We start from the raw sequence: 21,659 nt of genomic DNA on the forward strand, positions 1-21,659 counted from the left end.
AGCGTTTATTTTCGCTTTCGTTCCGCTGTCCTTCGCGGCGTGTCTCAGCTCAGCGTCGGTCAGTGGTGGCGCATTATAGGGAGTTTTTCGGCCCTGACAATAGTTTTTTTGCATTTTTTTTTCGTTCGTTTTTTTTTTCAACAAATTCAGCAAAAATGTTCATTTTAAATTCAATTATTGATGACATCTAAAGCGGTTTTAAAATTCATGTGGCAAAACTAGAAATCTACTGGGTATATTTTTATGCATTAAAATGATACTTAGTTACCAAATAATCATCATGACAACATCACAGGACATCTAATGGTCAAATCTGCGCGCAGCATGTCCGGATTGCCTTGGATTGCAGCAATGGCTTTTTTTATGCAATCCCTGGATGCAACAATCCTGAATACCGCACTTCCGGCAATTGCAAAAAGCCTAAACCACTCTCCATTAGCAATGCAGCCAGCGATTGTCAGTTACACATTAACTGTAGCAATGTTGATCCCCGTCAGTGGTTGGTTAGCAGATAGGTTTGGCACCCGGCGGGTTTTCATTTATGCAGTATCCTTATTTTCTTTAGGTTCTCTTGCCTGTGCACTATCCAGCTCACTTTCTTTTTTAGTCATTTCACGCGTTGTGCAGGGGATAGGCGGCGCAATGATGATGCCCGTTGCTCGTTTGGCTTTATTACGGGCTTATCCGCGCAGCGAACTATTATCTGTGCTGAATTTTGTCACGATGCCCGGATTAGTAGGCCCTATTTTAGGGCCTCTGCTTGGTGGGGTATTAGTAACTTATGCAACTTGGCACTGGATATTCATTATCAATATCCCCATTGGCTTACTAGGCATTATTTACGCCAAAAAACATATGCCCAACTTTACTATGCCAAAAAGTCCCTTTGATTTTGCGGGATTCGTGATGTTCAGTTCAAGCTTAGTGATGATTTCAGTCAGTCTGGATTTATTTGGTAATAGCTCATTACCGAACTATGTTCCAGCTGTAGTATTCGCTTCAGGGATTATGCTGCTCTTCGGGTATTGCTTTTATGCCAAAAGGCATCCCAATCCACTTATCAGTCTTAGTTTATTTGAAACAAGGACATTCTCGGTTGGTATCGGCAGTAATATTGCAACGCGTTTAAGCACGGGATCACTTTCTTTTCTTATTCCGCTGATGCTACAGGTAGGTTTCGGTTATTCAGCTATTATTGCAGGCATTATGATGGCACCGAATGCCATTGGCGCTATTCTAGCCAAATCTTTTGTCTCTCGAATACTGTCACGATTCGGATACCGAAATACCTTACTCTGGATCACAATCCTTATCGGTCTCATGATTGCTCAGTTTTCGCTGCAATCACCAGAAGTGTCACTCGTGTTTTTGATTATCCCTCTATTTATATTGGGAATGGTTATGTCTACTCAATTTACAGCGATGAACACAATTACTCTTGGTGACTTAAACGATAATAATGCAAGTACCGGGAATAGCCTGCTGTCTGTAGCCCAACAATTATCCATTAGCTTAGGGGTCACAGTCAGTGCGGCAATCCTGCGGTTTTATGACGCGGAAAATTATGGTTCTACTATAGATAACTTTCACTATACCTTTATTACGATAGGTATGATTACGCTAACTTCTGCCTTTATCTTTCTGCTCTTAAAGAAAGAGGATGGCATCAACTTAGTTAAGAAAAAGCGACCTAAAAAATGATGTTATCAACGCTCACGTACTGAATTTCGTTCAATAAGTTCTGGTGTCAATACTAATTGTTTTGGCTTACTATCTGGATTATCCATTCGGTAAAGCAGCATATCGATGGCTAACTTACCTAATTCATCTTTTGGTTGATGGATGGTTGTTAGTGGAGGTGTCAGATAGGAAGCTATAGAAATATCATCATAACCAATAACAGATATATCTTCAGGAATAGAAATCCCTGCTTGATATAGGGCCTGATAAACTCCAATGGCCATAGCATCATTACCAACAAAGACGGCTTCAGGAGGATCAGACAATTGTAGTAATTGCTTCATTGATGAAAAACCACCTGAAAACTCAAAGTTGCTGTAAATTTCGTAACCATCAAGAATTTCAATCCCAGCATTTTGCATTGCTTTTTGATATCCAGATAAACGTTGTACAGCGGGTGTTTTATCCTGTGGACCAGCAATACAAGCTATTTTACGAAATCCCTTATTAATTAGATAATTTGTCGCCAGCTCTCCTCCTATTAGTGAATTATCTTTAATAACATCACTAGAGGCATCAAAAGGAGACCAGTCCATTGTAACAATAGGTACGAGTGGATATCGCAGCAAAAAATCCTTAGATATAGATTGATGCTCTGAGCACATGATCAATAAACCATCAACCCGCTTTTGCAACAATGTTTCCATATTTCGGGTTAACCGTACTGAATCACCTTCAGTATTACATAGGATTAAACTATAGCCTCGCTCGTAACAACTTCTTTCAACTCCTCTGACAACCTCAAAATAAAATGAGTTATCACTGGTTGTCACTAGCATACCAATAGTTTTGGTTTGTTTTATTTTCAAACTTCTTGCCAATGCAGAAGGAGCGTAATTTAATTCCTCAATAGCAGCATGGACTCTCTTTTTCACACTTTCACTGACATAACGATTATCGTTAATGACATGAGAAACTGTCGATGTCGATACGCCCGCAATACGGGCAACATCCTTCATGGTCGCCACGGATTAGCCCTGTTCAGCCAGAAATGCATCAATTTCACTTCGCCATGGAATTGAAGGCTGTGCACCGCGACGAGTCACGGCTATCGCTGCTGCTGCATGAGCAAAACGAATTGCAGACAAAATGTCTTTACCTTCTAACAACCCTGTAACCAAAGCTCCATTAAATGTATCTCCTGCAGCAATCGTATCAATAGCTTTTACCGGAAACCCAGAAATCACTTTTCCTTGTTTACCTTGTTCGCTAAGCCATACTCCGCGACTACCCAACGTGATGATAACTGTTTCAATACCTCTATCATGCAAAAACTGAGCTGCTTTTCCTGCTTCAGTATTATCTGTTATTGCAATTCCGGTCAGATGCTCTGCTTCTGTTTCATTAGGAGTGATAATATCCACCAAAGAAAGTAGCTTATCTGATACTTCTTGTGCTGGAGCAGGATTCAGGATCACTTTAGTTAGATGTTTTTTCGCCATCTCCGCAGCCAGTAGGACAGTATTCAACGGTATTTCAAGTTGTAACAACAGAGCATCAGCTTCTTTGATCACTACTTCATGATGATGGATACATTCAGGTGTAAGTGATCCATTCGCACCCGCATTGATGCCAATAATATTTTCGCCCTGCTGATTAACAAAAATCAGTGCGACACCAGTTGATTCACCTTCTATCATCCTAATTGCAGAAGTATTAATATTATCTTTCCCCAATTGTTGGCAGATATTTTTACCAACATCGTCCTGACCAACACAGGCAATAAATGTAATATCAGCTCCACAGCGACCAGCAGCAACCGCCTGATTTGCTCCTTTTCCGCCGAATGCCACCTGATACTGTTTTCCCTGTACAGTTTCTCCTGGCTGAGGAAAAAATTTGAGGTTCAATATATGATCGACATTAATACTGCCCATCACTGCTAGTTTTGCCACACTCATTACATTTATTCCTGTTTCATAATTCCTGTTCAATGAAAATGTAGATAATTGGAACTAATCACCTCACCTTAATAAGATCTATTCTTTAATAACCAATTCCAATTCGACCGGAATTGTGGCATCAACTTTGTTACCTTTCAGTACATTATCTGCAGTCTGAATACCAATAATACCGATCTTATCAGGGCGCTGTGCAATAGTAGCATCTAATTTACCTGCCTCGACTGCTTTTATTCCATCGTCAGTCCCATCAAATCCAACAACTAAGACATCTTTTTTCCCTGCGGTCTGTAATGCACGCAGTGCACCTAGTGCCATTTCATCATTTTGGGCAAAGACTGCCTGTACTGAAGGTTGCGCAGTCAACAGATTCTGCATGACATTAAGCCCTTTTGTACGATCGAAATCAGCCGGTTGGCTAGCCAGCATATCAAATTGGTGTTTTTTAGCTGCCTGAGCAAACCCTTCTCCACGCTCACGCCCTGCCGAAGTACCAGAAATACCTTCTAGCTGAATAACTTTCACCTTACTACCTAATTTTTCGGCAATAAAATTTCCTGCCATTTGGCCTCCCAAGCGGTTATCAGAAGCAATATGGCTGATAACATTTCCTTTGTTAGCTATACGATCAAGGGTAATAACCGGTATATTTGCGTTATTTGCCATCATGACTGCATTACCAACAGCATCTGAATCTGTTGGATTAATCAACATCAATTTAGTACCACGAACAATTAAATCCTGTACATTAGCTAGCTCTTTAGCTGGATTATCTTGTGAATCTAGAATAATCAGGTTATATCCCAGTTTATCTGCTTCTTTCTTTGCACTATCTTTCATCGTGACAAAGAAAGGGTTATTCAATGTTGAAATTACCAATGCTATGGAGTCTTTTGCCAAAGCATTAGCACTCATAGCAACATACAAGGTAACCGCAGATAAAACAGTTACCAATTTCTTCAATTTCATGTTGTTTTTCCTGTAGGGTAAGATTATTTACTACTTTTGTTATCAACTAAGACCGCCAGTAAAATAACAACTGCTTTGACGATCATTTGATAGTTAGAAGAAATATTTAATAAATTCAGACCATTATTTAAAAAACCTAAAATCAGTGCACCAATCAATGTGCCTATAATCCGGCCTTTACCTCCCGCCAGGCTGGTTCCTCCCAGAACCACAGCAGCAATGGCATCCAGTTCATAACCACTTCCAGCCATAGGCTGAGCAGAAGATAGTCGGGCTACTTCTATAATGCTGGCCAATGCTGCCAATAAACCACATAAGGAATAAACAATTATTTTTATTTTATCAACGTTAATACCTGACAAACGTGTTGCAGATTCATTTCCACCTAAAGCATAAATATAACGGCCAAGGCGAGTATGATGAAGGATGAACCAAGCAACGATGAAAACCAGCAGCATAATCCAAACTGGGGTCGGTATTCCCAATGGACGTCCAATACCAAACCAACCCAATAAATCTGCATTGTCATTAAAGCCTGTATTGATTGGGCTTCCATCGGTATACACACGGGTTACACCACGCAATAACAACATCATAACCAGAGTTGCAATAAATGCCTGAACTTTACCTTTCGAGATGATAAATCCGGTGCATGCACCAATTGTAGCCCCAAGAGTTAAAGTTCCCACCACAGCTAACAATGCATTGACATCATTACCAATCATTGAAGCAGCTACAGCGCCTGTCAGTGCTAATAGAGAACCAACAGATAAATCTATCCCTGAGGTTAAAATTACCAATGTCATTCCCACTGCCATAATGGCATTGACAGAGGTTTGCTGGAGAATATTAAAGAGATTATTCAGAGTAAAAAAATTGGGACTGAAAGAGGAAACAACAGCAATCAATATTAATAGTGCAATTAGTGATTTCTGTTCCATTAACCTTGTTTTTGTAATCCACCGTCTGGTGGTTAGTTTTTCACTAGAATTTATGTCCATTATCATTTTTAACCACTATTTGAGCACTGTGTTGTATTACTTACAGTTAATTCATTCTGAAATAAATTATCAGGGGTATATTGTTTACCAACAGCTGCTGCCATCAACGATTCCTGAGATAAATTATCCGAACTAAATTCCCCACTTATACTACCTTCATACATCACCAGAATTCGATCACTCATTCCTACCACTTCAGGCATATCCGAAGAGACTAAAATGATACTCAATCCATCTTTTTTAAACTGATTAATTAATTCATAAATCTCTTTCTTCGCCCCTACATCAACCCCTCTTGTCGGTTCGTCAAGGATCAGGACTTTTGGACGAGTCATTAAACCACGAGCAATTGCAACTTTCTGTTGATTACCGCCTGAAAGCAGCCCAACTGGTTGTTCCATTGATGGAGTTTTGATATTGAATAATTTGATGAAATCAGAAACAGATTTTTGTTCAGCGGAGTGGCATAAACGACAGGGTGTTCGGCTGAAGTAACGTAAGGCTGTGAGAGACATATTCTCTTTTACTGACATCCCCAATACTAATCCATCACTCTTGCGATCTTCTGATATATAGACAATGCCGTTGGATAGTCCCTCCTGTGGATTACGAATTATTAAGGTGTTACCATCTAATCTAATTTCACCTTCAATTTTCGGTAATGCACCATAAATAACCTTCATTAATTCAGTACGACCGGCTCCCATCAACCCAGATATTCCGAGAATTTCTCCTCTATTTAGCGAGAAACTAACATTTTTAATCCCAGAACCAGATAAATTTACGACCTCTAATCGTTTTTTCCCACGAAGCAAACCCAAACGAGGGTATTGCTCTTCCAGCTTTCGCCCCACCATCATTTCTATCAATGAGTCTTCTTTCAGTGTACAAACTGGTTGCTCACCAATGAATTGACCATCACGAAATACGGTAACATCATCGCAAATTTCAAAAATTTCTTTCAAGCGGTGAGAAATATAGACAACACCACATCCCTGGGCTTTCAATTCTCGTATAATTTGGAATAAAGACTCAGTTTCAGTATCGGTCAGGGCATCCGTTGGTTCATCCATAATGATGACTTTAGACTGGAAACTGAGTGCCTTAGCAATTTCAATCAGTTGCTGATTACCGATAGATAATTCAGACACCAAGCGATGACTATTACTACTGATATTTAACTTTTTCAGCAGATAATTCGCTTCCTTATACATTCTTTTCCAATTGATAATTCCCAACTGATTGACAAATTCACGCCCCAGAAAAATATTTTCCGCGATAGTCAGTTGTGGAATAAGGTTCAGCTCCTGATGAATAATTCCAATGCCGGCTTCCTGAGATGCTTTAGGATCGGAAAAAACCACATCCTTTCCAAGGTAACGAATTGAGCCAGCATCCTTAGTATAGATACCAGTCAGTACCTTCATCATGGTGGATTTTCCTGCACCATTTTCTCCTACCAATGCCATAACTTTCCCAGGATAAACTCGCAATGTTGCACCTGACAAAGCTTTGACCCCTGGAAAAGATTTATCGATCCCACTTAACTCCAGCAATGGTTCCATACTAACCTCAGAAGATTACACCAGAACAAAGAAGTACATTGGCATAAGGTGAGCATTCCCCCGTACGGATCACTGCTTTGCTCTTTTCTGTTTTTTCTTTCAGAATATGATGGCTGACATATTCTATCGTGATTGTATTTCCCTGTTTTATCTCAATTTCTGTAATACATTTAATAATTTGTTCATGTACCTGAGGATTATGTTCAATAATCTCAGCCGCCAAAATGGCGGCTTCGACTTGTACTTCCTGAACAACTACATCCAATACAGATAATAAATCAGGTATTCCCTGGGTTAACGCTAAATCAATTCTCTGAGTAGAGCTAGGTATTGGCAGGCCGGCATCACTAATCACAATCTGATCTGTATGCCCTAAACGAGAAATGACCGCAGAAATATCAGAATTCAGTAAAACGCCTTTTTTCATTTATTATGTAAACTCCATTAGCGAAACGTTTCGCTAACAACTAATCATATTAAGAGATACATCAAAAACAACATGATTAAGACGAAAATGTGATCAACATTAAAACGTTTACTTGAAGTGTACATTCAACAAAAAAAATAAATTTATTTAATAAGTTAAGCTGAATCGATTTTATAAATGAACTTTTCATAAACAACAAAAATTCAACAAATATTCATCAAAACCTTTGCATAGATAGTTTTTTACCTATAAATAAAGAACAGTTACTATTTGAGCTATGGTGTTCACGATATGCAATTGGTTGAGAAAATATCCCGGCTAAGTCAGTATCTGGAAAGTGGGCTGTATGAAAGACGACAGACCATCCGGCTTTGTCTGCTGGCTGCTTTATGTGGAGAAAGTGTTTTCCTTCTCGGACCTCCGGGCATAGCCAAAAGCCTGATCGCGCGTCGGATAAAATTTGCTTTTCAGAATGCCCGTCATTTCGAATATCTGATGACACGTTTTTCCACCCCGGAAGAAATTTTCGGCCCTCTCTCTATTCAGGCGTTAAAAGATGAAGGGCGTTACCAGCGTCTTACTGAAGGTTATTTACCTGAAGCAGAAATTGTTTTTCTAGATGAAATCTGGAAAGCAGGGCCTGCTATTTTGAACACGCTCCTGACAGCAATAAATGAAAAAAAATTCAGAAATGGTAATCAGGAAGAACAGTTACCAATGAGGTTATTGATCACCGCTTCTAATGAACTACCTGATGCCAATAATGGCCTGGAAGCACTTTATGATCGCATTCTGATCCGGCTTTGGCTGGATAATATTCAGGAAAAGAAAAGTTTTCATGCTTTACTCACAGATCACAGCAATGAAAATACCAATCCTGTACCCGATCACTTTCAAATTACCAATGAAGAGCTTGATCAATGGCAGGGTAAAATCAGCCACATCTCCCTTCCGATCCCTATTTTCGAGTTGATCTATCAGCTGCGTCAGCAAATTAATGCTATGGAAAATACGCCTCACACCTCGGATCGTCGATGGAAAAAATCTATTCGTTTGTTACAGGCCAGTGCTTTTTTCAGTGGAAGAAACTCTATATCTCCCCTGGATCTCGTTCTACTAAAAGACTGCCTATGGCACGATCTGAATACTTTAAAACTTACCCCTCAACTTCTGCATAATTTACTGACAGAACAAGCTTATCAACAACGCTCTTTAACCCACAAAATGGAAGTGCTATACCAACAGTGGATGAAAGCCAGACAAGATAAAAACCCTCATCCACCTTTACAGCTAACCACAAAATTATCAGTTTTTGGTCACCATACTCACTATTTGCTTCCTGAAAATATAAGTGGTGAGAAGCTGACACTATTTCTGTCACCTTCATTAAATTTACATGATCTCGCTGTTAATTTTATCGAAGTAGATAAATCTCATCTGGAAAAGTCCCTTAAAAAGAACAGTGACACTTTATCTGTCCGGTTAAATGGAATTGGTTTTCCACAAAAAATTCCTTTTGAAATTAACAAAAAAAATCAAATTGAAATGCTGGATATCAGCCGAAATAGTGCAGTGTTATGTCTATCTGAACAAAAACAGATAACCCTGAAAAAAGAGCAGATACAGTGGAAGGAAAAACTATTATCAATTGGCGATGAAATCCAACACCAGCACCAATTGTTTAGCCAGCATCAGCCCTGTTTATTTATCGAGCCACATTGGCTAGCTGATATTGAGCACAGTTTTTCCCAATTAACCGAGGAGCTTCAGAAATTGAGATCAAAAATGGGGTAATGACATGCTAACTCTGCCTGCGCTCGATCTTCTACTCGCCATAAATGAAAGCGATTTGATCGAGGAAATCATATTAGGATTGTTAAACACTCCTCAATTGATCATCTTCTTTGAAAATTCTCCCGGAATAAAACAAGCATTGCTGAAAGAAATACCAGACTGGCGGAAAACATTGCAGCAAAGGATCGAGGAAACCCTTATTCCTTCACCTCTGGCTGAGGAATTTAATTTATATCAACAAGTAACAATAATGGAACCTGCTGAGTTTTTTCAGAAATTACCTCACCTTGTTGAAAAGATAGAAAAAATTCAATCCCCTTTTGCTACTGATGCTTATAAATTATGTCAGCGATCATTTCAGGGCAGCAAAGCCGAGCACATATTGTTTATTCAACGCTGGCGCACATGTCTGATCCAGCAAACGACGACGATTCATAAGACATTATTGGAACAAGAAAAGGATCTTTTTCTGACAGAGATCCAGAAACGATTAGTAATAGCAAATCATCTTGCTCCTATCTTCAATGAAAATGATCAAGCTGCGGGGTGCCTATGGGATATGAGCAAAGGCCAATCTCAGCCTACAGAACATAACATATCGCTATTAACTCAATATGCTGAATTTCTCAGACAGCAGCCCGAACTTGAGCAGTTAGCTCAACGATTGGGCCGCAGTCAAACCGCCAAATCATTACCTAAAGACAGCCCAATTCTGGAACCATTTACCCAAACTGAATGTATTCCCGATACCGTGCCAGAGCAAGTCAGCGGACTTCAACAAAGTGATGATATTCTGAGAATTCTGCCTACAGAGCTGGCCATGTTAGGGATTGAAGAATTGGAGTACGAATTTTATCGTCGACTAGTTGAAAAAAAACTGCTGACCTATCACTTGCAGGGAAACAGTTGGCAAACAAAAACTGTTTTAAAACCTGCTATTCATCATCACAACGAAAAGCAGCCCAGAGGACCATTTATTGTCTGTGTGGATACTTCCGGTTCGATGGGGGGCTTCAATGAACACTGTGCAAAAGCATTTTGCCTTGCTTTGATGCGTATCGCACTGGCTGATAACCGCCAGTGTCATATCATGCTGTTTTCCACAGATATCATTCATTATGACTTAACATCCCAGAATGGGCTGACTCAGGCAGTGAATTTTCTGGGGCAAACATTCAGGGGAGGAACTGATCTGGCCTTCTGCCTGAAAACGGCAATAGGAAAAATGGAAACATACATCTGGAAAGATGCTGACGCTGTTGTAATTTCAGATTTCATTGCCCAGCGTTTACCGGGTGATCTAATCCATCAGGTACAAAATCTGCAACAGCACCAACAACACCGCTTCCATGCGGTCTCCCTGTCCAATTACGGGAAACCCGGTATCATGCGAATATTTGATTACATCTGGCGCTTTGATACCGGGATTACAAGCCGTTTACTGCGAAAGTGGCAGCACTGAAAACTTAATCCTTTCAAAAACCGACTTACAGGACACCTTCGACAGATTCAATCACTTCTGGTGACCAAACACCACACTGAACCTGACCAATATGTGCCATTTGCAGCAACAGCATCACTAAACGGGACTGACCAATACCACCACCGATAGACTGTGGCATCTCACCTTTCAGCAGAGACTGGTGCCAGTCGTACTGCAAGCGATCTTCATCACCGGACAGCGCAAGCTGACGCTCCAGTGCTTCAGCATCAACACGGATCCCCATTGAAGAAATTTCAAAAGCATCCTGCAAAACAGGGTTCCAGACGATAATGTCACCGTTCAGGCCAAGGAAACCATCGCTGTTTGTTGTTGTCCAATCGTCATAGTCCGGTGCACGAACATCATGTGCCTGACCATCAGACAGCTTACCGCCGATTCCCATCAGGAAAACAGCACCAAATTCTTTTGCAGCCGCACGCTCACGACCTTTGGCATCCAGATCTGGGTAACGTTTCAGAAGCTCTTCACTGTGCATGAAGTGAATTTGATCTGGCAGGAACGGTGCCAGACCAAATTCCTTACTTACTGCTTGTTGTGTTTCTTTTATCGCTTCGTAGATTTTACCCACTGTCTGTTTTAAATAATCGAGTGAGCGGCAACCTTCACCCACTACTTTTTCCCAATCCCACTGATCAACAAAGACCGAATGGATAGGAGTCAGGCGATCCTCATCAGGACGCAGAGCCTTCATATGCGTATACAATCCTTGTTCTGCCTGAAAACCAAAGCGACCTAGTGTCTTACGTTTCCATTTAGCCAGAGAATGAACCACTTCAAACGTAGCATCAGGCAGTGTCTTAACCTTCACCTGTACCGCTTTTTCGTGGCCTGACAGGTTATCCTGCGTACCATCACCAAGACGGCTCAGAATTGGCCCCTGTACTTCGATTAAACCAAGTTGCTTCTCTAGCAAACGTGAAAAGTAAGATTTCACAAAACTAATCTGCTGCTGTTTTTCAATAAAGGATGTTTTCATGATGCTGCTCTCTAAATTTTTTAGTGACCCTGTGTCCTGTTGATATATATTAAGCAACAAAACAGAGTATAAATTCAATATCTGATAATAAAAATATACACTAATGCAGATAAACGATAATTTTTACACTATAAAAATGAATATCATTTAAAAATAGGGATTAAAAATGGCAGAAATTTATCAGATCGATAATTTAGACCGAGACATACTTCATGCTTTAATGGATAACGCGCGTACACCCTACGCTGAACTAGCCAAAAAATTCGCAGTCAGCCCCGGCACGATCCATGTCCGCGTAGAAAAAATGAAGCAGGCGGGAATTATTTCGGGCACTCGGGTTGATATTAGTGCTAAACAACTTGGGTTTGACGTATGCTGCTTTATTGGCATCATCCTGAAAAGCGCGAAAGACTACCCAGCAGCATTACAAAAGCTCGATATGCTGGATGAAGTCGTTGAAGTTTATTACACAACAGGGCATTACAGTATTTTTATCAAAGTCATGTGCCGGTCTATTGAATCTCTTCAAGATGTACTTATTAACAAGATCCAAACTATTGACGAAATACAGTCAACGGAAACACTGATCTCACTACAAAACCCGATCATGAGGACTATCAAACCCTGATCCTTAAAAACCTATAACCATATTATCCACAGGTAGATCCCGACAGACTCACAACGTACAATAGTTGCTCTTTAAATTTAGCAAGGATCATGATGAGCACGATAACCTTAATCAGCGGAAGCACAATGGGCAGCGCTGAATACGTTGCTGAGCATATGGCAGAGATCTTGGATAATCTTGGTTTTTCAACAGAGATACTACATGGCCCTTCACTGGATGATTTACCTCTGAATGGGCTATGGATTGTCGTCACATCAACACATGGGGCAGGGGATTTACCTGAAAATCTTCAACCTCTCGCCGATGAGATCGCACAGCAGAAACCTGATCTGAGTCTTGTAACATTTGGCGCTGTTGGGATTGGAAGTTCAGAATATGACACATTTTGTGGTGCAATAAGATCATTGGAACAATTATTAGAAGATCAGCAGGCAAAAAGGATCGGCGATCGACTGGAAATAGACATCCTGCAACACGAAATTCCGGAAGATCCAGCAGAAAAATGGGTCAAAGAATGGGCGAAGTTACTCTGATCAGATTAATTTTTTAGCGATCAACTGTGGATAACTTAGCTAAAAAGCAGGGGTTAACCCGTAGTTATCCATTTAATAAACGTGTTTCAATCTAATGGCTGTGTATAACTAGCCATTTAGATCCCAGCTTATACTGAGTTGGATCACGGATCATTCACAACAAATGATCCTTTTCAGCATCATGATCTTTCTATGGAAAATCCACTTATCCACAGATGATCGCGATCCTAATAAAAGATCTAATAAAGAGATCTTTAAATAAAAAGATCTTATTTTAAATAATGACGATCACTCCTACTTGGTCTAACGACCAAACTTGAGTAGAATTCTCTCCCCAATGCAAACTAGCATTCTTACAATTGAAGGTTCGCACATGTTTTATCCAGAACATTTTGACGTCATCATTATCGGCGGTGGTCACGCTGGTACTGAAGCAGCAATGGCAGCCGCACGTATGGGGCGTCAAACCTTATTACTGACTCACAATATTGATACTTTGGGCCAGATGTCATGTAATCCAGCCATTGGTGGGATCGGTAAAGGGCATCTGGTAAAAGAGATCGATGCACTTGGCGGCCTAATGGCAAAAGCAACGGATCTGGCTGGTATTCAGTTCAGAACACTTAATGCCAGCAAAGGCCCGGCAGTTCGTGCAACACGCGCACAAGCTGATCGTGTACTGTATCGACAGGCTGTAAGAACTGCACTGGAAAACCAGCCTAACTTGATGATCTTCCAACAGTCAGTTGAAGATCTCATCGTGAAAAATGACACTGTTACCGGTGTTGTTACTCGCATGGGACTGAAATTCAGGGCAAAATCAGTTGTTCTGACAGTCGGCACTTTCCTTGATGGAAAAATTCACATTGGTCTGGAAAATTATAGCGGCGGACGTGCTGGTGATCCTCCGGCGATCGCTTTATCACATCGTTTACGTGAACTGCCTTTGCGCGTTTCCCGACTGAAAACAGGTACACCACCTCGTATCGATGCTAGAACCATTGATTTCAGCCAACTTGAACAACAATTTGGTGATAATCCAACACCTGTATTTTCCTTCATGGGAAACAGGGATCAACATCCACAACAGATCCCGTGTTACATCACTCATACCAACGAAAAAACCCATGAAGTGATCCGCAGTAATTTGGATCGCAGTCCGATGTATGCGGGGATCATCGAAGGGATCGGCCCTCGCTACTGCCCTTCTATCGAAGATAAGGTGATGCGCTTTGCCGATCGTAATGCGCATCAGATCTTCCTTGAGCCAGAAGGGCTTACCAGCAACGAAATTTATCCTAATGGGATTTCAACCAGTCTGCCATTTGACGTACAGATGCAGATAGTCCACTCCATGAAAGGCATGGAAAACGCACGGATTATCCGCCCTGGTTACGCGATCGAATATGACTTCTTCGATCCACGGGATTTGAAACAGACGCTCGAAAGCAAATTTATTAATGGTTTGTTCTTTGCAGGTCAGATCAACGGCACAACTGGTTACGAAGAAGCCGCGGCTCAAGGGTTATTGGCTGGTCTAAATGCTGCCCGTTATGCCACTGAAGAAGAAGGTTGGTTCCCTCGTCGTGATCAGGCTTATATCGGTGTACTGGTTGATGATTTATGCACCTTAGGAACAAAAGAACCTTACCGGATGTTCACATCACGCGCAGAATATCGTTTGATGCTACGTGAAGATAACGCTGATCTACGTTTGACAGAACAAGGCCGTGAACTAGGATTAGTTGACGATCTGCGTTGGGAACATTATTCCCGTAAAGTTGAAATGATCGAGCAAGAGCGCCAGCGTCTGAGTAATATCTGGGTTCATCCACACTCTGAAAGTCTGGATGAGATCAATCGAGTTCTGAAAACCCCATTGTCCAAAGAAGCCAATGGTGAAGACTTACTCCGTCGCCCGGAAATGAACTACGAATTGCTCACATCAATGCCACGTTTTTCACCGGGGCTGGCTGAGCCTCAGGCGGCAGATCAGGTTGAGATCCAGGTTAAATACGAAGGTTATATTGCCCGTCAGCTGGAAGAGATTGAAAAACAGCTGCGTAATGAAAACACAGTATTGCCTGTTGATCTTGATTACAAACAAGTCAACGGACTTTCGAATGAAGTTGTTGCAAAACTGAATGACCATAAACCAAGTACAATTGGTCAGGCTTCACGTATTTCTGGCATTACACCGGCAGCGATCTCCATCTTGCTGGTATGGTTGAAAAAACAGGGTTTATTGCGTCGTAGTGCCTAAGAGGACAAGGTTTTGTTTAACAAATTGGAATCGCTGTTAGCGAAGACAGACATTATTTTATCGTCGGAGCAAAAACAGCAACTTGTTGCCTACGTTGATATGCTCAACAAATGGAACAAGGCTTACAATCTGACATCTGTTCGTGATCCGGAACAAATGCTGGTTCGCCATATTATGGATAGCATTGTCGTTAATCCATTTCTTCAGGGAACCCGCTTTATTGATGTTGGAACAGGGCCCGGCTTACCGGGCATTCCACTGGCAATTGTACGGCCTGACTCTCATTTCACCTTACTGGATAGTTTGGGGAAACGCGTCCGTTTTCTACGCCAGGTTCAACATGAGTTAGGGCTCACTAACGTTGAGCCAGTACAAAGCAGAGTTGAGGAATTCACTCCTGAGGTGCTTTTTGATGGAGTGATCAGCAGGGCTTTTGCATCTTTGCAGGATATGCTGTCATGGTGCCATCACCTTCCTAAAGACACTGATGGGCGCTTTTATGCGCTGAAAGGCATAGTGCCGGAAGAGGAGCTGACTCAGTTACCTTCGGGGATCAGTCTTGATGCAGTCATTCCGCTTCAGGTTCCTGAGCAAGAAGGGCAGCGCCATTTGGTGGTACTTAAGTAAAACAGATTTTGTTGTTTATCAATAAAAGTTTAAATAATTAGTGACGTCGGCCACAGTTATATTGTTACGGACGTTACTAATTATCTTCCCTATCTTTTCATATTTATTTACCGACAGATCACAGAAAAATAACTTTCATTTTATATTGAGCAAATTGTTCTTTCTAAGAAGAGACATCCATTTTCTTTATAAATAAATTTTAGAGAAAGTGTTCAAAATAAACCTTTAAGATTTTTTGCTGATATATTGAATAAAACTTTATAGCTATAATATTAATTAATTGATTTTATATAGAAAAAATAAAAGGCAGCCATCACAAATTTAATGATAAACGGTATTAATGTTTTGATTGAATGTGATATGTATCACGTTTGTTTTTGGGCTCGATAGATTAAACGTTACAAAATACTAAATAGTATTTGTGAGCAATCTACCATCAAAGTTAGAAATTTAAATTATTATTCACTTTTTCGCTACTTATGGATTGAATTCATTTCGTCTGCCCGTATAATTTGCACGTTTTTGTCACTTGACACTCTTAAGCAAAGACAGTTTTATACAACATTCAGCAAAGCCTGATATGTAATGGTGTACTTCAGGGAGAAAACAAAAGTCATGTCTGTATCCCTTTATAGCGGTAAAATTGCACTGAAACTGTTACTTTTGCAGTTAATGACTTTTGTTATTCTCAGTGCGGCTTTTTATACCAGAAGTATCGAATGGGGCGTTTCTGCTTTTGCCGGTGGGTTAGCATTTTGGCTGCCAAATGTCATTTTTATGCTGCTCACTCACTTTCAAAAGGTAAAAGAAGAGGGTGTACCTGTACGCATTGCATGGTTCTTCGCTATTGGTGAAGGGGTTAAAGTTATCACCTCGATAGCTATGCTGATAGTTGCCTTAGGGGTGTTCAAGGCGGCATTTGCACCACTTGGTGTGGCCTATTTAGCGGTGCTGATTGTGCAGATAATCGCACCTGCCGTAATGAACGGTTAGTGTTTTTAACAATAAAAGGGTAAAAAGCATCATGTCTGCATCAGGAGAAGTTTCAACTTCAGAGTATATAAGTCATCACCTGAGACACCTTCAGTTAGACTTGCGTACCTTTGAGTTGGTCAATCCCCAAGCTAGTGGCTATGAAGCGACGTTCTGGACGTTGAACATTGACTCGCTTTTTTTCTCCGTCGTATTAGGGATGTTGTTTCTGTTTGTATTCAGGAAGGTTGCCGTTAATGCCACTGCTGGCGTGCCGGGTAAATTCCAGACTGCAGTAGAAATGATTATCGGTTTCGTTGATAACACTGTTCGTGATATGTATCACGGAAAGAGCAAAGTGATTGCCCCTCTGGCTTTGACTGTGTTCGTCTGGGTGTTTTTGATGAACGCATTGGATTTGCTGCCAATCGATCTTATTCCTTTAATCGGTGAACATGTCTTCGGCCTGCCTGCTCTGCGTATTGTTCCAACAGCAGATGTTAGTGTCACTATGTCGATGGCGCTTGGCGTCTTTGTCCTCATCCTATTCTATAGCATTAAGATGAAAGGAATCGGTGGTTTTGCGAAAGAGCTGGGGTTACAGCCTTTCAATCATCCTCTGTTTATTCCTATTAACTTAATTTTGGAAGGGGTTAGCTTGCTGTCTAAACCTATATCACTCGGTCTGCGACTGTTTGGTAATATGTATGCCGGCGAACTGATCTTTATTCTTATTGCGGCTCTCTTACCGTTTTGGTCACAGTGGATGCTCAGCTTACCATGGGCGATTTTCCACATACTGATTATTACGTTACAAGCCTTTATTTTCATGGTTCTGACGATTGTTTATCTGTCGATGGCATCTGAAGAGCATTAATTTTATCAATCATTAATAGTGTTTTAACTGAAACAAACTGGAGACTGTCATGGATATAAACATGGATCTGCTGTACATAGCTGCCGCTATTCTGATGGGTTTGGCTGCTATCGGTGCTGCGATCGGTATCGGCATCCTTGGGGGCAAATTCTTGGAAGGTGCAGCTCGTCAGCCTGATCTGATCCCTCTGCTGCGTACTCAGTTCTTTATCGTTATGGGTCTGGTTGACGCCATCCCGATGATCGCTGTGGGCCTGGGCTTGTATATGATGTTCGCTGTCGGTACCAAGTAACTTACAGAACTGAAAATTAAGCCGATTCATTAATTGAAATAGAGGTATTGTGCCGTGAATATTAACGCAACAATCCTCGGCCAGGCCATCGCGTTTGTCCTGTTTGTTTTGTTCTGTATGAAGTATGTATGGCCACCGATTATGGCGGCCATCGAAAAGCGTCAGAAAGAAATTGCTGACGGTTTGGCTTCAGCAGAGCGTGCTAAAAAGAACCTGGACTTAGCGCAAGCCAATGCGACCGACCAACTGAAAAAAGCGAAAGCAGACGCACACGCTATCATCGAACAGGCTAATAAACAAAGAGCCCAAATGATTGATGATGCAAGAGCTGAAGCTGAGCTGGAACGTAGCAAAATTGTAGCGCAGGCTCATGCTGAAGTTGAAGCTGAAAGCAAGCGTGTTCGTGAAGAGCTACGTAAACAGGTTGCGCTGTTGGCTATCGCAGGTGCCGAGAAGATCATCGAACGTTCCGTGGATGAAGCTGCTAACAGCGACATCGTTGATAAACTGGTCGCTGAACTGTAAGGAGGGAGGGGCATGTCTGAATTTGCTACTGTAGCTCGCCCCTACGCCAAAGCAGCTTTTGACTTTGCTGTGGAACACCAATCTCTCGAACACTGGCAGAACATGCTGGCGTTCGTTGCAGAGGTAACCCGCAATGAGCAGGTTGGTGAGCTGCTTTCCGGTTCATTAGCACCGGAAACGTTAGCCAATACCTTTATCACTTTATGTGGTGATCAGGTAGATGAGCATGCTCGTAACTTTATTCGTGTCATGGCAGAAAATGGTCGCTTGCTGGTATTGCCAGAAGTCTTCCTGCAATTTATCCAATTGCGTGCATCACTGGAATCAACAATTGATGTTGAAGTGATATCTGCGTCCGAACTGAATGAGCAGCAGCAGGCTAAAATTTCTGCGGCGATGGAAAAACGTCTGTCACGCAAAGTGAAGCTGAATTGCAAAATTGACAAGTCTGTTATTGCCGGCGTGATTATCCGTGCGGGTGACATGGTGATCGATGGCAGTATTCGTGGCCGTCTGGATCGTTTAACAGACGTCTTGCAGTCTTAAGGGGACTGGAGCATATGCAACTGAATTCCACCGAAATCAGCGAACTGATCAAACAGCGTATTGCTCAGTTCAATGTGGTGAGCGAAGCTCACAATGAAGGTACGATTGTTTCCGTTAACGACGGTATCATTCGTGTCCACGGTTTAGCCGATGTCATGCAGGGTGAGATGATCGCACTGCCTGGCAACCGTTATGCAATTGCACTGAACCTGGAGCGAGACTCCGTGGGTGCGGTTGTTATGGGTCCGTATGCTGACTTGGCCGAAGGCATGAAAGTCAAATGTACTGGCCGTATTTTGGAAGTACCTGTTGGTCGTGGTTTGCTGGGGCGTGTTGTTAACACACTGGGTGAGCCAATCGATGGTAAAGGCGCTGTTGAGCATGATGGTTTCTCACCTGTAGAAGTTATCGCTCCGGGCGTTATTGATCGTCAATCCGTTGACCAGCCTGTCCAGACAGGTTACAAATCTGTTGATGCCATGATCCCAATCGGCCGTGGTCAGCGTGAGCTGGTTATCGGTGACCGTCAGACAGGTAAAACTGCACTGGCGATTGATGCGATCATCAACCAACGTGATTCCGGTATCAAATGTATTTACGTAGCGATTGGTCAGAAAGCCTCTACTATTGCTAACGTAGTTCGTAAACTGGAAGAGCATGACGCACTGAAAAACACTATTGTTGTTGTTGCATCTGCTTCTGAATCTGCTGCCCTGCAATATCTGGCACCATATTCTGGCTGTGCAATGGGTGAATACTTCCGTGATCGTGGTGAAGATGCCCTGATTGTTTACGATGACCTGTCTAAACAGGCTGTTGCTTACCGTCAGATTTCTCTGTTGCTGCGCCGTCCACCTGGACGTGAAGCATTCCCTGGTGACGTTTTCTATCTGCACTCCCGTCTGTTGGAGCGTGCAGCGCGTGTTAACGCTGAATATGTTGAAAAGTACACCAATGGTGAAGTGAAAGGCAAAACAGGTTCTCTGACAGCACTGCCAATCATCGAAACACAGGCTGGTGACGTTTCTGCATTCGTACCGACAAACGTTATCTCCATTACTGATGGTCAGATCTTCCTTGAATCTGCTCTGTTCAACGCAGGTATTCGTCCGGCGGTTAACCCAGGGATTTCCGTATCCCGTGTAGGTGGTGCTGCTCAGACTAAGATTATCAAGAAACTGTCTGGTGGTATCCGTACTGCTCTGGCTCAGTACCGCGAACTGGCGGCATTCTCCCAGTTTGCATCTGATCTGGATGATGCGACTCGTAAGCAGCTGGATCACGGTCAGAAAGTAACTGAGCTGTTGAAACAGAAACAGTATCAGCCAATGTCTATCGCACAACAGGCTCTGTCTCTGTTTGCTGCTGAGCGTGGCTATCTGGAAGATGTCGAAATCGCGAAAGTGGTCAGTTTCGAATCTGCGCTGTTGGCGTATGCTAGCCATGAACATGCTGATCTTCTGAAAGAGATTGACCAGTCTGGCGATTACAACGGAGAGATCGAAGCGAAGCTGAAAGCTCTGTTGGAATCCTTCAAGGCGACTCAGTCCTGGTAACACTATTCGGCCCTGTTTGATTCTGTTTATGAAAAAACACGGGCCGTCTGGTTGAATACGGAGAAGCAGAAATGGCCGGCGCAAAAGAGATACGTACCAAAATCGCCAGTGTGCAGAACACGCAGAAAATCACTAAAGCGATGGAAATGGTCGCCGCGTCCAAAATGCGTAAAACGCAGGACCGCATGGCGGCCAGCCGTCCTTATGCAGATACCATTCGCAGCGTGATTGGACACCTTGCGTTAGGTAATCTGGAGTACAAACACCCATACCTTGAAGAGCGTGAAGTTAAACGCGTTGGGTACGTGGTTGTTTCTACTGACCGTGGTTTATGTGGCGGTTTGAACATTAACTTGTTCAAAAAATTGCTGATAGAAATGAAAGACTGGTCTGATAAAAAAGTCCAGGTTGATTTGGCACTTATTGGATCAAAAGCGGTTTCTTTCTTTTCTTCTGTTGGTGGCAACGTTGTTGCCCAGGTTACAGGGATGGGAGATAACCCATCATTGTCCGAATTGATCGGGCCAGTCAGCGTCATGATGCAAGCATATGACGAAGGGCGTCTGGATAAACTGTATATAGTGACAAACAAGTTCCACAATACAATGTCTCAGGTTCCGACAATCACTCAGTTATTGCCTCTGCCAGCCGGAGACGATGAAACACTGAAGAAGAAGTCCTGGGATTATCTGTATGAACCAGATCCTAAGGCGCTGTTGGATACCTTGCTGCGTCGCTATATAGAATCGCAAGTTTATCAGGGCGTCGTTGAAAACCTGGCTAGTGAACAGGCCGCACGAATGGTAGCGATGAAAGCCGCGACTGATAACGGTGGCAACCTGATCAAAGAGTTGCAGTTGGTTTACAACAAAGCTCGTCAGGCCAGCATTACTCAGGAACTCACCGAAATCGTTTCGGGTGCAGCTGCGGTTTAACAGCTAGGTTTACGAATTACGTAGAGGA

General features: G+C 42.1%; 22 protein-coding genes. 15 read left to right on the plus strand and 7 right to left on the minus strand.

Features of this window, described 5'->3' with window-relative positions:
• Together AACX68_RS12340 and mdtD are read left to right on the plus strand one after the other, a co-directional pair.
• Positions 1-191: hypothetical protein (locus AACX68_RS12340; protein WP_228859341.1), on the plus strand; the 191-nt coding region annotated here is incomplete at its 5' end.
• Between the two features lie 112 nt (positions 192-303).
• Positions 304-1,701 (plus strand): multidrug transporter subunit MdtD, encoded by a 1,398-nt coding sequence (mdtD, locus tag AACX68_RS12345; protein ID WP_228859342.1) that lies wholly within the window; start codon positions 304-306, stop codon positions 1,699-1,701.
• 5 nt (positions 1,702-1,706) lie between these two features.
• Here the strand turns inward: mdtD and rbsR are convergent, their stop codons facing one another.
• The 6 genes from rbsR to rbsD all read right to left on the minus strand — a co-directional run bounded on the left by rbsR (position 1,707) and on the right by rbsD (position 7,603).
• Entirely contained in the window at positions 1,707-2,708 is a 1,002-nt protein-coding gene (gene rbsR, locus AACX68_RS12350; RefSeq protein WP_228859343.1) for a ribose operon transcriptional repressor RbsR, read from the minus strand.
• Between the two features lie 3 nt (positions 2,709-2,711).
• Positions 2,712-3,641, minus strand: a complete 930-nt coding sequence (gene rbsK / locus AACX68_RS12355) for a ribokinase (RefSeq protein WP_228859344.1) — start codon at positions 3,639-3,641, stop codon at positions 2,712-2,714.
• A gap of 78 nt (positions 3,642-3,719) precedes the next feature.
• Complete coding sequence (gene rbsB / locus AACX68_RS12360; protein WP_228859345.1) at positions 3,720-4,610, minus strand: ribose ABC transporter substrate-binding protein RbsB; 891 nt, start codon at positions 4,608-4,610, stop codon at positions 3,720-3,722.
• Between the two features lie 23 nt (positions 4,611-4,633).
• On the minus strand, positions 4,634-5,611 hold the full coding sequence (gene rbsC / locus AACX68_RS12365) for a ribose ABC transporter permease (RefSeq protein ID WP_228859346.1): 978 nt from the start codon (positions 5,609-5,611) through the stop codon (positions 4,634-4,636).
• Between the two features lie 8 nt (positions 5,612-5,619).
• Positions 5,620-7,176, minus strand: a complete 1,557-nt coding sequence (gene rbsA, locus AACX68_RS12370; protein WP_228859347.1) for a ribose ABC transporter ATP-binding protein RbsA — start codon at positions 7,174-7,176, stop codon at positions 5,620-5,622.
• A gap of 7 nt (positions 7,177-7,183) precedes the next feature.
• Positions 7,184-7,603 carry a D-ribose pyranase gene (gene rbsD / locus AACX68_RS12375; protein ID WP_228859348.1) on the minus strand — a complete coding sequence of 140 codons (420 nt, stop codon included), beginning with the start codon at positions 7,601-7,603 and terminating at the stop codon, positions 7,184-7,186.
• Positions 7,604-7,894: 291 nt separating this feature from the next.
• On the opposite strand from rbsD, the gene ravA reads away from it, so the two are divergent.
• Complete coding sequence (gene ravA, locus AACX68_RS12380) at positions 7,895-9,397, plus strand: ATPase RavA (RefSeq protein WP_228859349.1); 1,503 nt, start codon at positions 7,895-7,897, stop codon at positions 9,395-9,397.
• Between the two features lie 4 nt (positions 9,398-9,401).
• Positions 9,402-10,859 (plus strand): ATPase RavA stimulator ViaA, encoded by a 1,458-nt coding sequence (gene viaA, locus AACX68_RS12385; RefSeq protein WP_228859350.1) that lies wholly within the window; start codon positions 9,402-9,404, stop codon positions 10,857-10,859.
• A 25-nt stretch (positions 10,860-10,884) separates the two neighbouring features.
• Here the strand turns inward: viaA and asnA are convergent, their stop codons facing one another.
• Positions 10,885-11,877 (minus strand): aspartate--ammonia ligase, encoded by a 993-nt coding sequence (gene asnA / locus AACX68_RS12390; RefSeq protein ID WP_099121050.1) that lies wholly within the window; start codon positions 11,875-11,877, stop codon positions 10,885-10,887.
• A gap of 166 nt (positions 11,878-12,043) precedes the next feature.
• Between asnA and asnC the strand changes: the two genes are divergently transcribed.
• From asnC to atpG, 11 genes are all read left to right on the plus strand, one after another.
• Positions 12,044-12,505: a transcriptional regulator AsnC gene (gene asnC, locus AACX68_RS12395; RefSeq protein ID WP_099110088.1), complete on the plus strand. Its 462-nt coding sequence runs from the start codon at positions 12,044-12,046 to the stop codon at positions 12,503-12,505.
• 92 nt (positions 12,506-12,597) lie between these two features.
• The gene (gene mioC, locus AACX68_RS12400) at positions 12,598-13,038 is read left to right on the plus strand and encodes an FMN-binding protein MioC (protein WP_099121048.1); all 441 of its coding nucleotides are present in this window, start codon (positions 12,598-12,600) and stop codon (positions 13,036-13,038) included.
• A gap of 373 nt (positions 13,039-13,411) precedes the next feature.
• Positions 13,412-15,301: a tRNA uridine-5-carboxymethylaminomethyl(34) synthesis enzyme MnmG gene (gene mnmG / locus AACX68_RS12405; RefSeq protein ID WP_228859351.1), complete on the plus strand. Its 1,890-nt coding sequence runs from the start codon at positions 13,412-13,414 to the stop codon at positions 15,299-15,301.
• A gap of 12 nt (positions 15,302-15,313) precedes the next feature.
• Positions 15,314-15,928, plus strand: coding sequence for a 16S rRNA (guanine(527)-N(7))-methyltransferase RsmG (gene rsmG, locus AACX68_RS12410; protein WP_228859352.1), 615 nt, complete (start codon positions 15,314-15,316; stop codon positions 15,926-15,928).
• A gap of 615 nt (positions 15,929-16,543) precedes the next feature.
• Positions 16,544-16,921, plus strand: a complete 378-nt coding sequence (atpI, locus tag AACX68_RS12415; protein WP_099110084.1) for a F0F1 ATP synthase subunit I — start codon at positions 16,544-16,546, stop codon at positions 16,919-16,921.
• A gap of 31 nt (positions 16,922-16,952) precedes the next feature.
• On the plus strand, positions 16,953-17,777 hold the full coding sequence (gene atpB / locus AACX68_RS12420) for a F0F1 ATP synthase subunit A (protein WP_099110083.1): 825 nt from the start codon (positions 16,953-16,955) through the stop codon (positions 17,775-17,777).
• 49 nt (positions 17,778-17,826) lie between these two features.
• Complete coding sequence (gene atpE / locus AACX68_RS12425; protein ID WP_038266976.1) at positions 17,827-18,069, plus strand: F0F1 ATP synthase subunit C; 243 nt, start codon at positions 17,827-17,829, stop codon at positions 18,067-18,069.
• Positions 18,070-18,123: 54 nt separating this feature from the next.
• Positions 18,124-18,594: a F0F1 ATP synthase subunit B gene (gene atpF / locus AACX68_RS12430; protein WP_099121043.1), complete on the plus strand. Its 471-nt coding sequence runs from the start codon at positions 18,124-18,126 to the stop codon at positions 18,592-18,594.
• A 12-nt stretch (positions 18,595-18,606) separates the two neighbouring features.
• On the plus strand, positions 18,607-19,140 hold the full coding sequence (atpH, locus tag AACX68_RS12435; protein ID WP_228859353.1) for a F0F1 ATP synthase subunit delta: 534 nt from the start codon (positions 18,607-18,609) through the stop codon (positions 19,138-19,140).
• 14 nt (positions 19,141-19,154) lie between these two features.
• Positions 19,155-20,696: a F0F1 ATP synthase subunit alpha gene (gene atpA / locus AACX68_RS12440; RefSeq protein ID WP_099110080.1), complete on the plus strand. Its 1,542-nt coding sequence runs from the start codon at positions 19,155-19,157 to the stop codon at positions 20,694-20,696.
• 71 nt (positions 20,697-20,767) lie between these two features.
• Positions 20,768-21,631 (plus strand): F0F1 ATP synthase subunit gamma, encoded by an 864-nt coding sequence (atpG, locus tag AACX68_RS12445; RefSeq protein ID WP_099110079.1) that lies wholly within the window; start codon positions 20,768-20,770, stop codon positions 21,629-21,631.
• Positions 21,632-21,659 lie beyond the last annotated feature (28 nt).

The organism is Xenorhabdus sp. PB61.4 (assembly GCF_963894935.1).
Taxonomy (GTDB): domain Bacteria; phylum Pseudomonadota; class Gammaproteobacteria; order Enterobacterales; family Enterobacteriaceae; genus Xenorhabdus; species Xenorhabdus stockiae.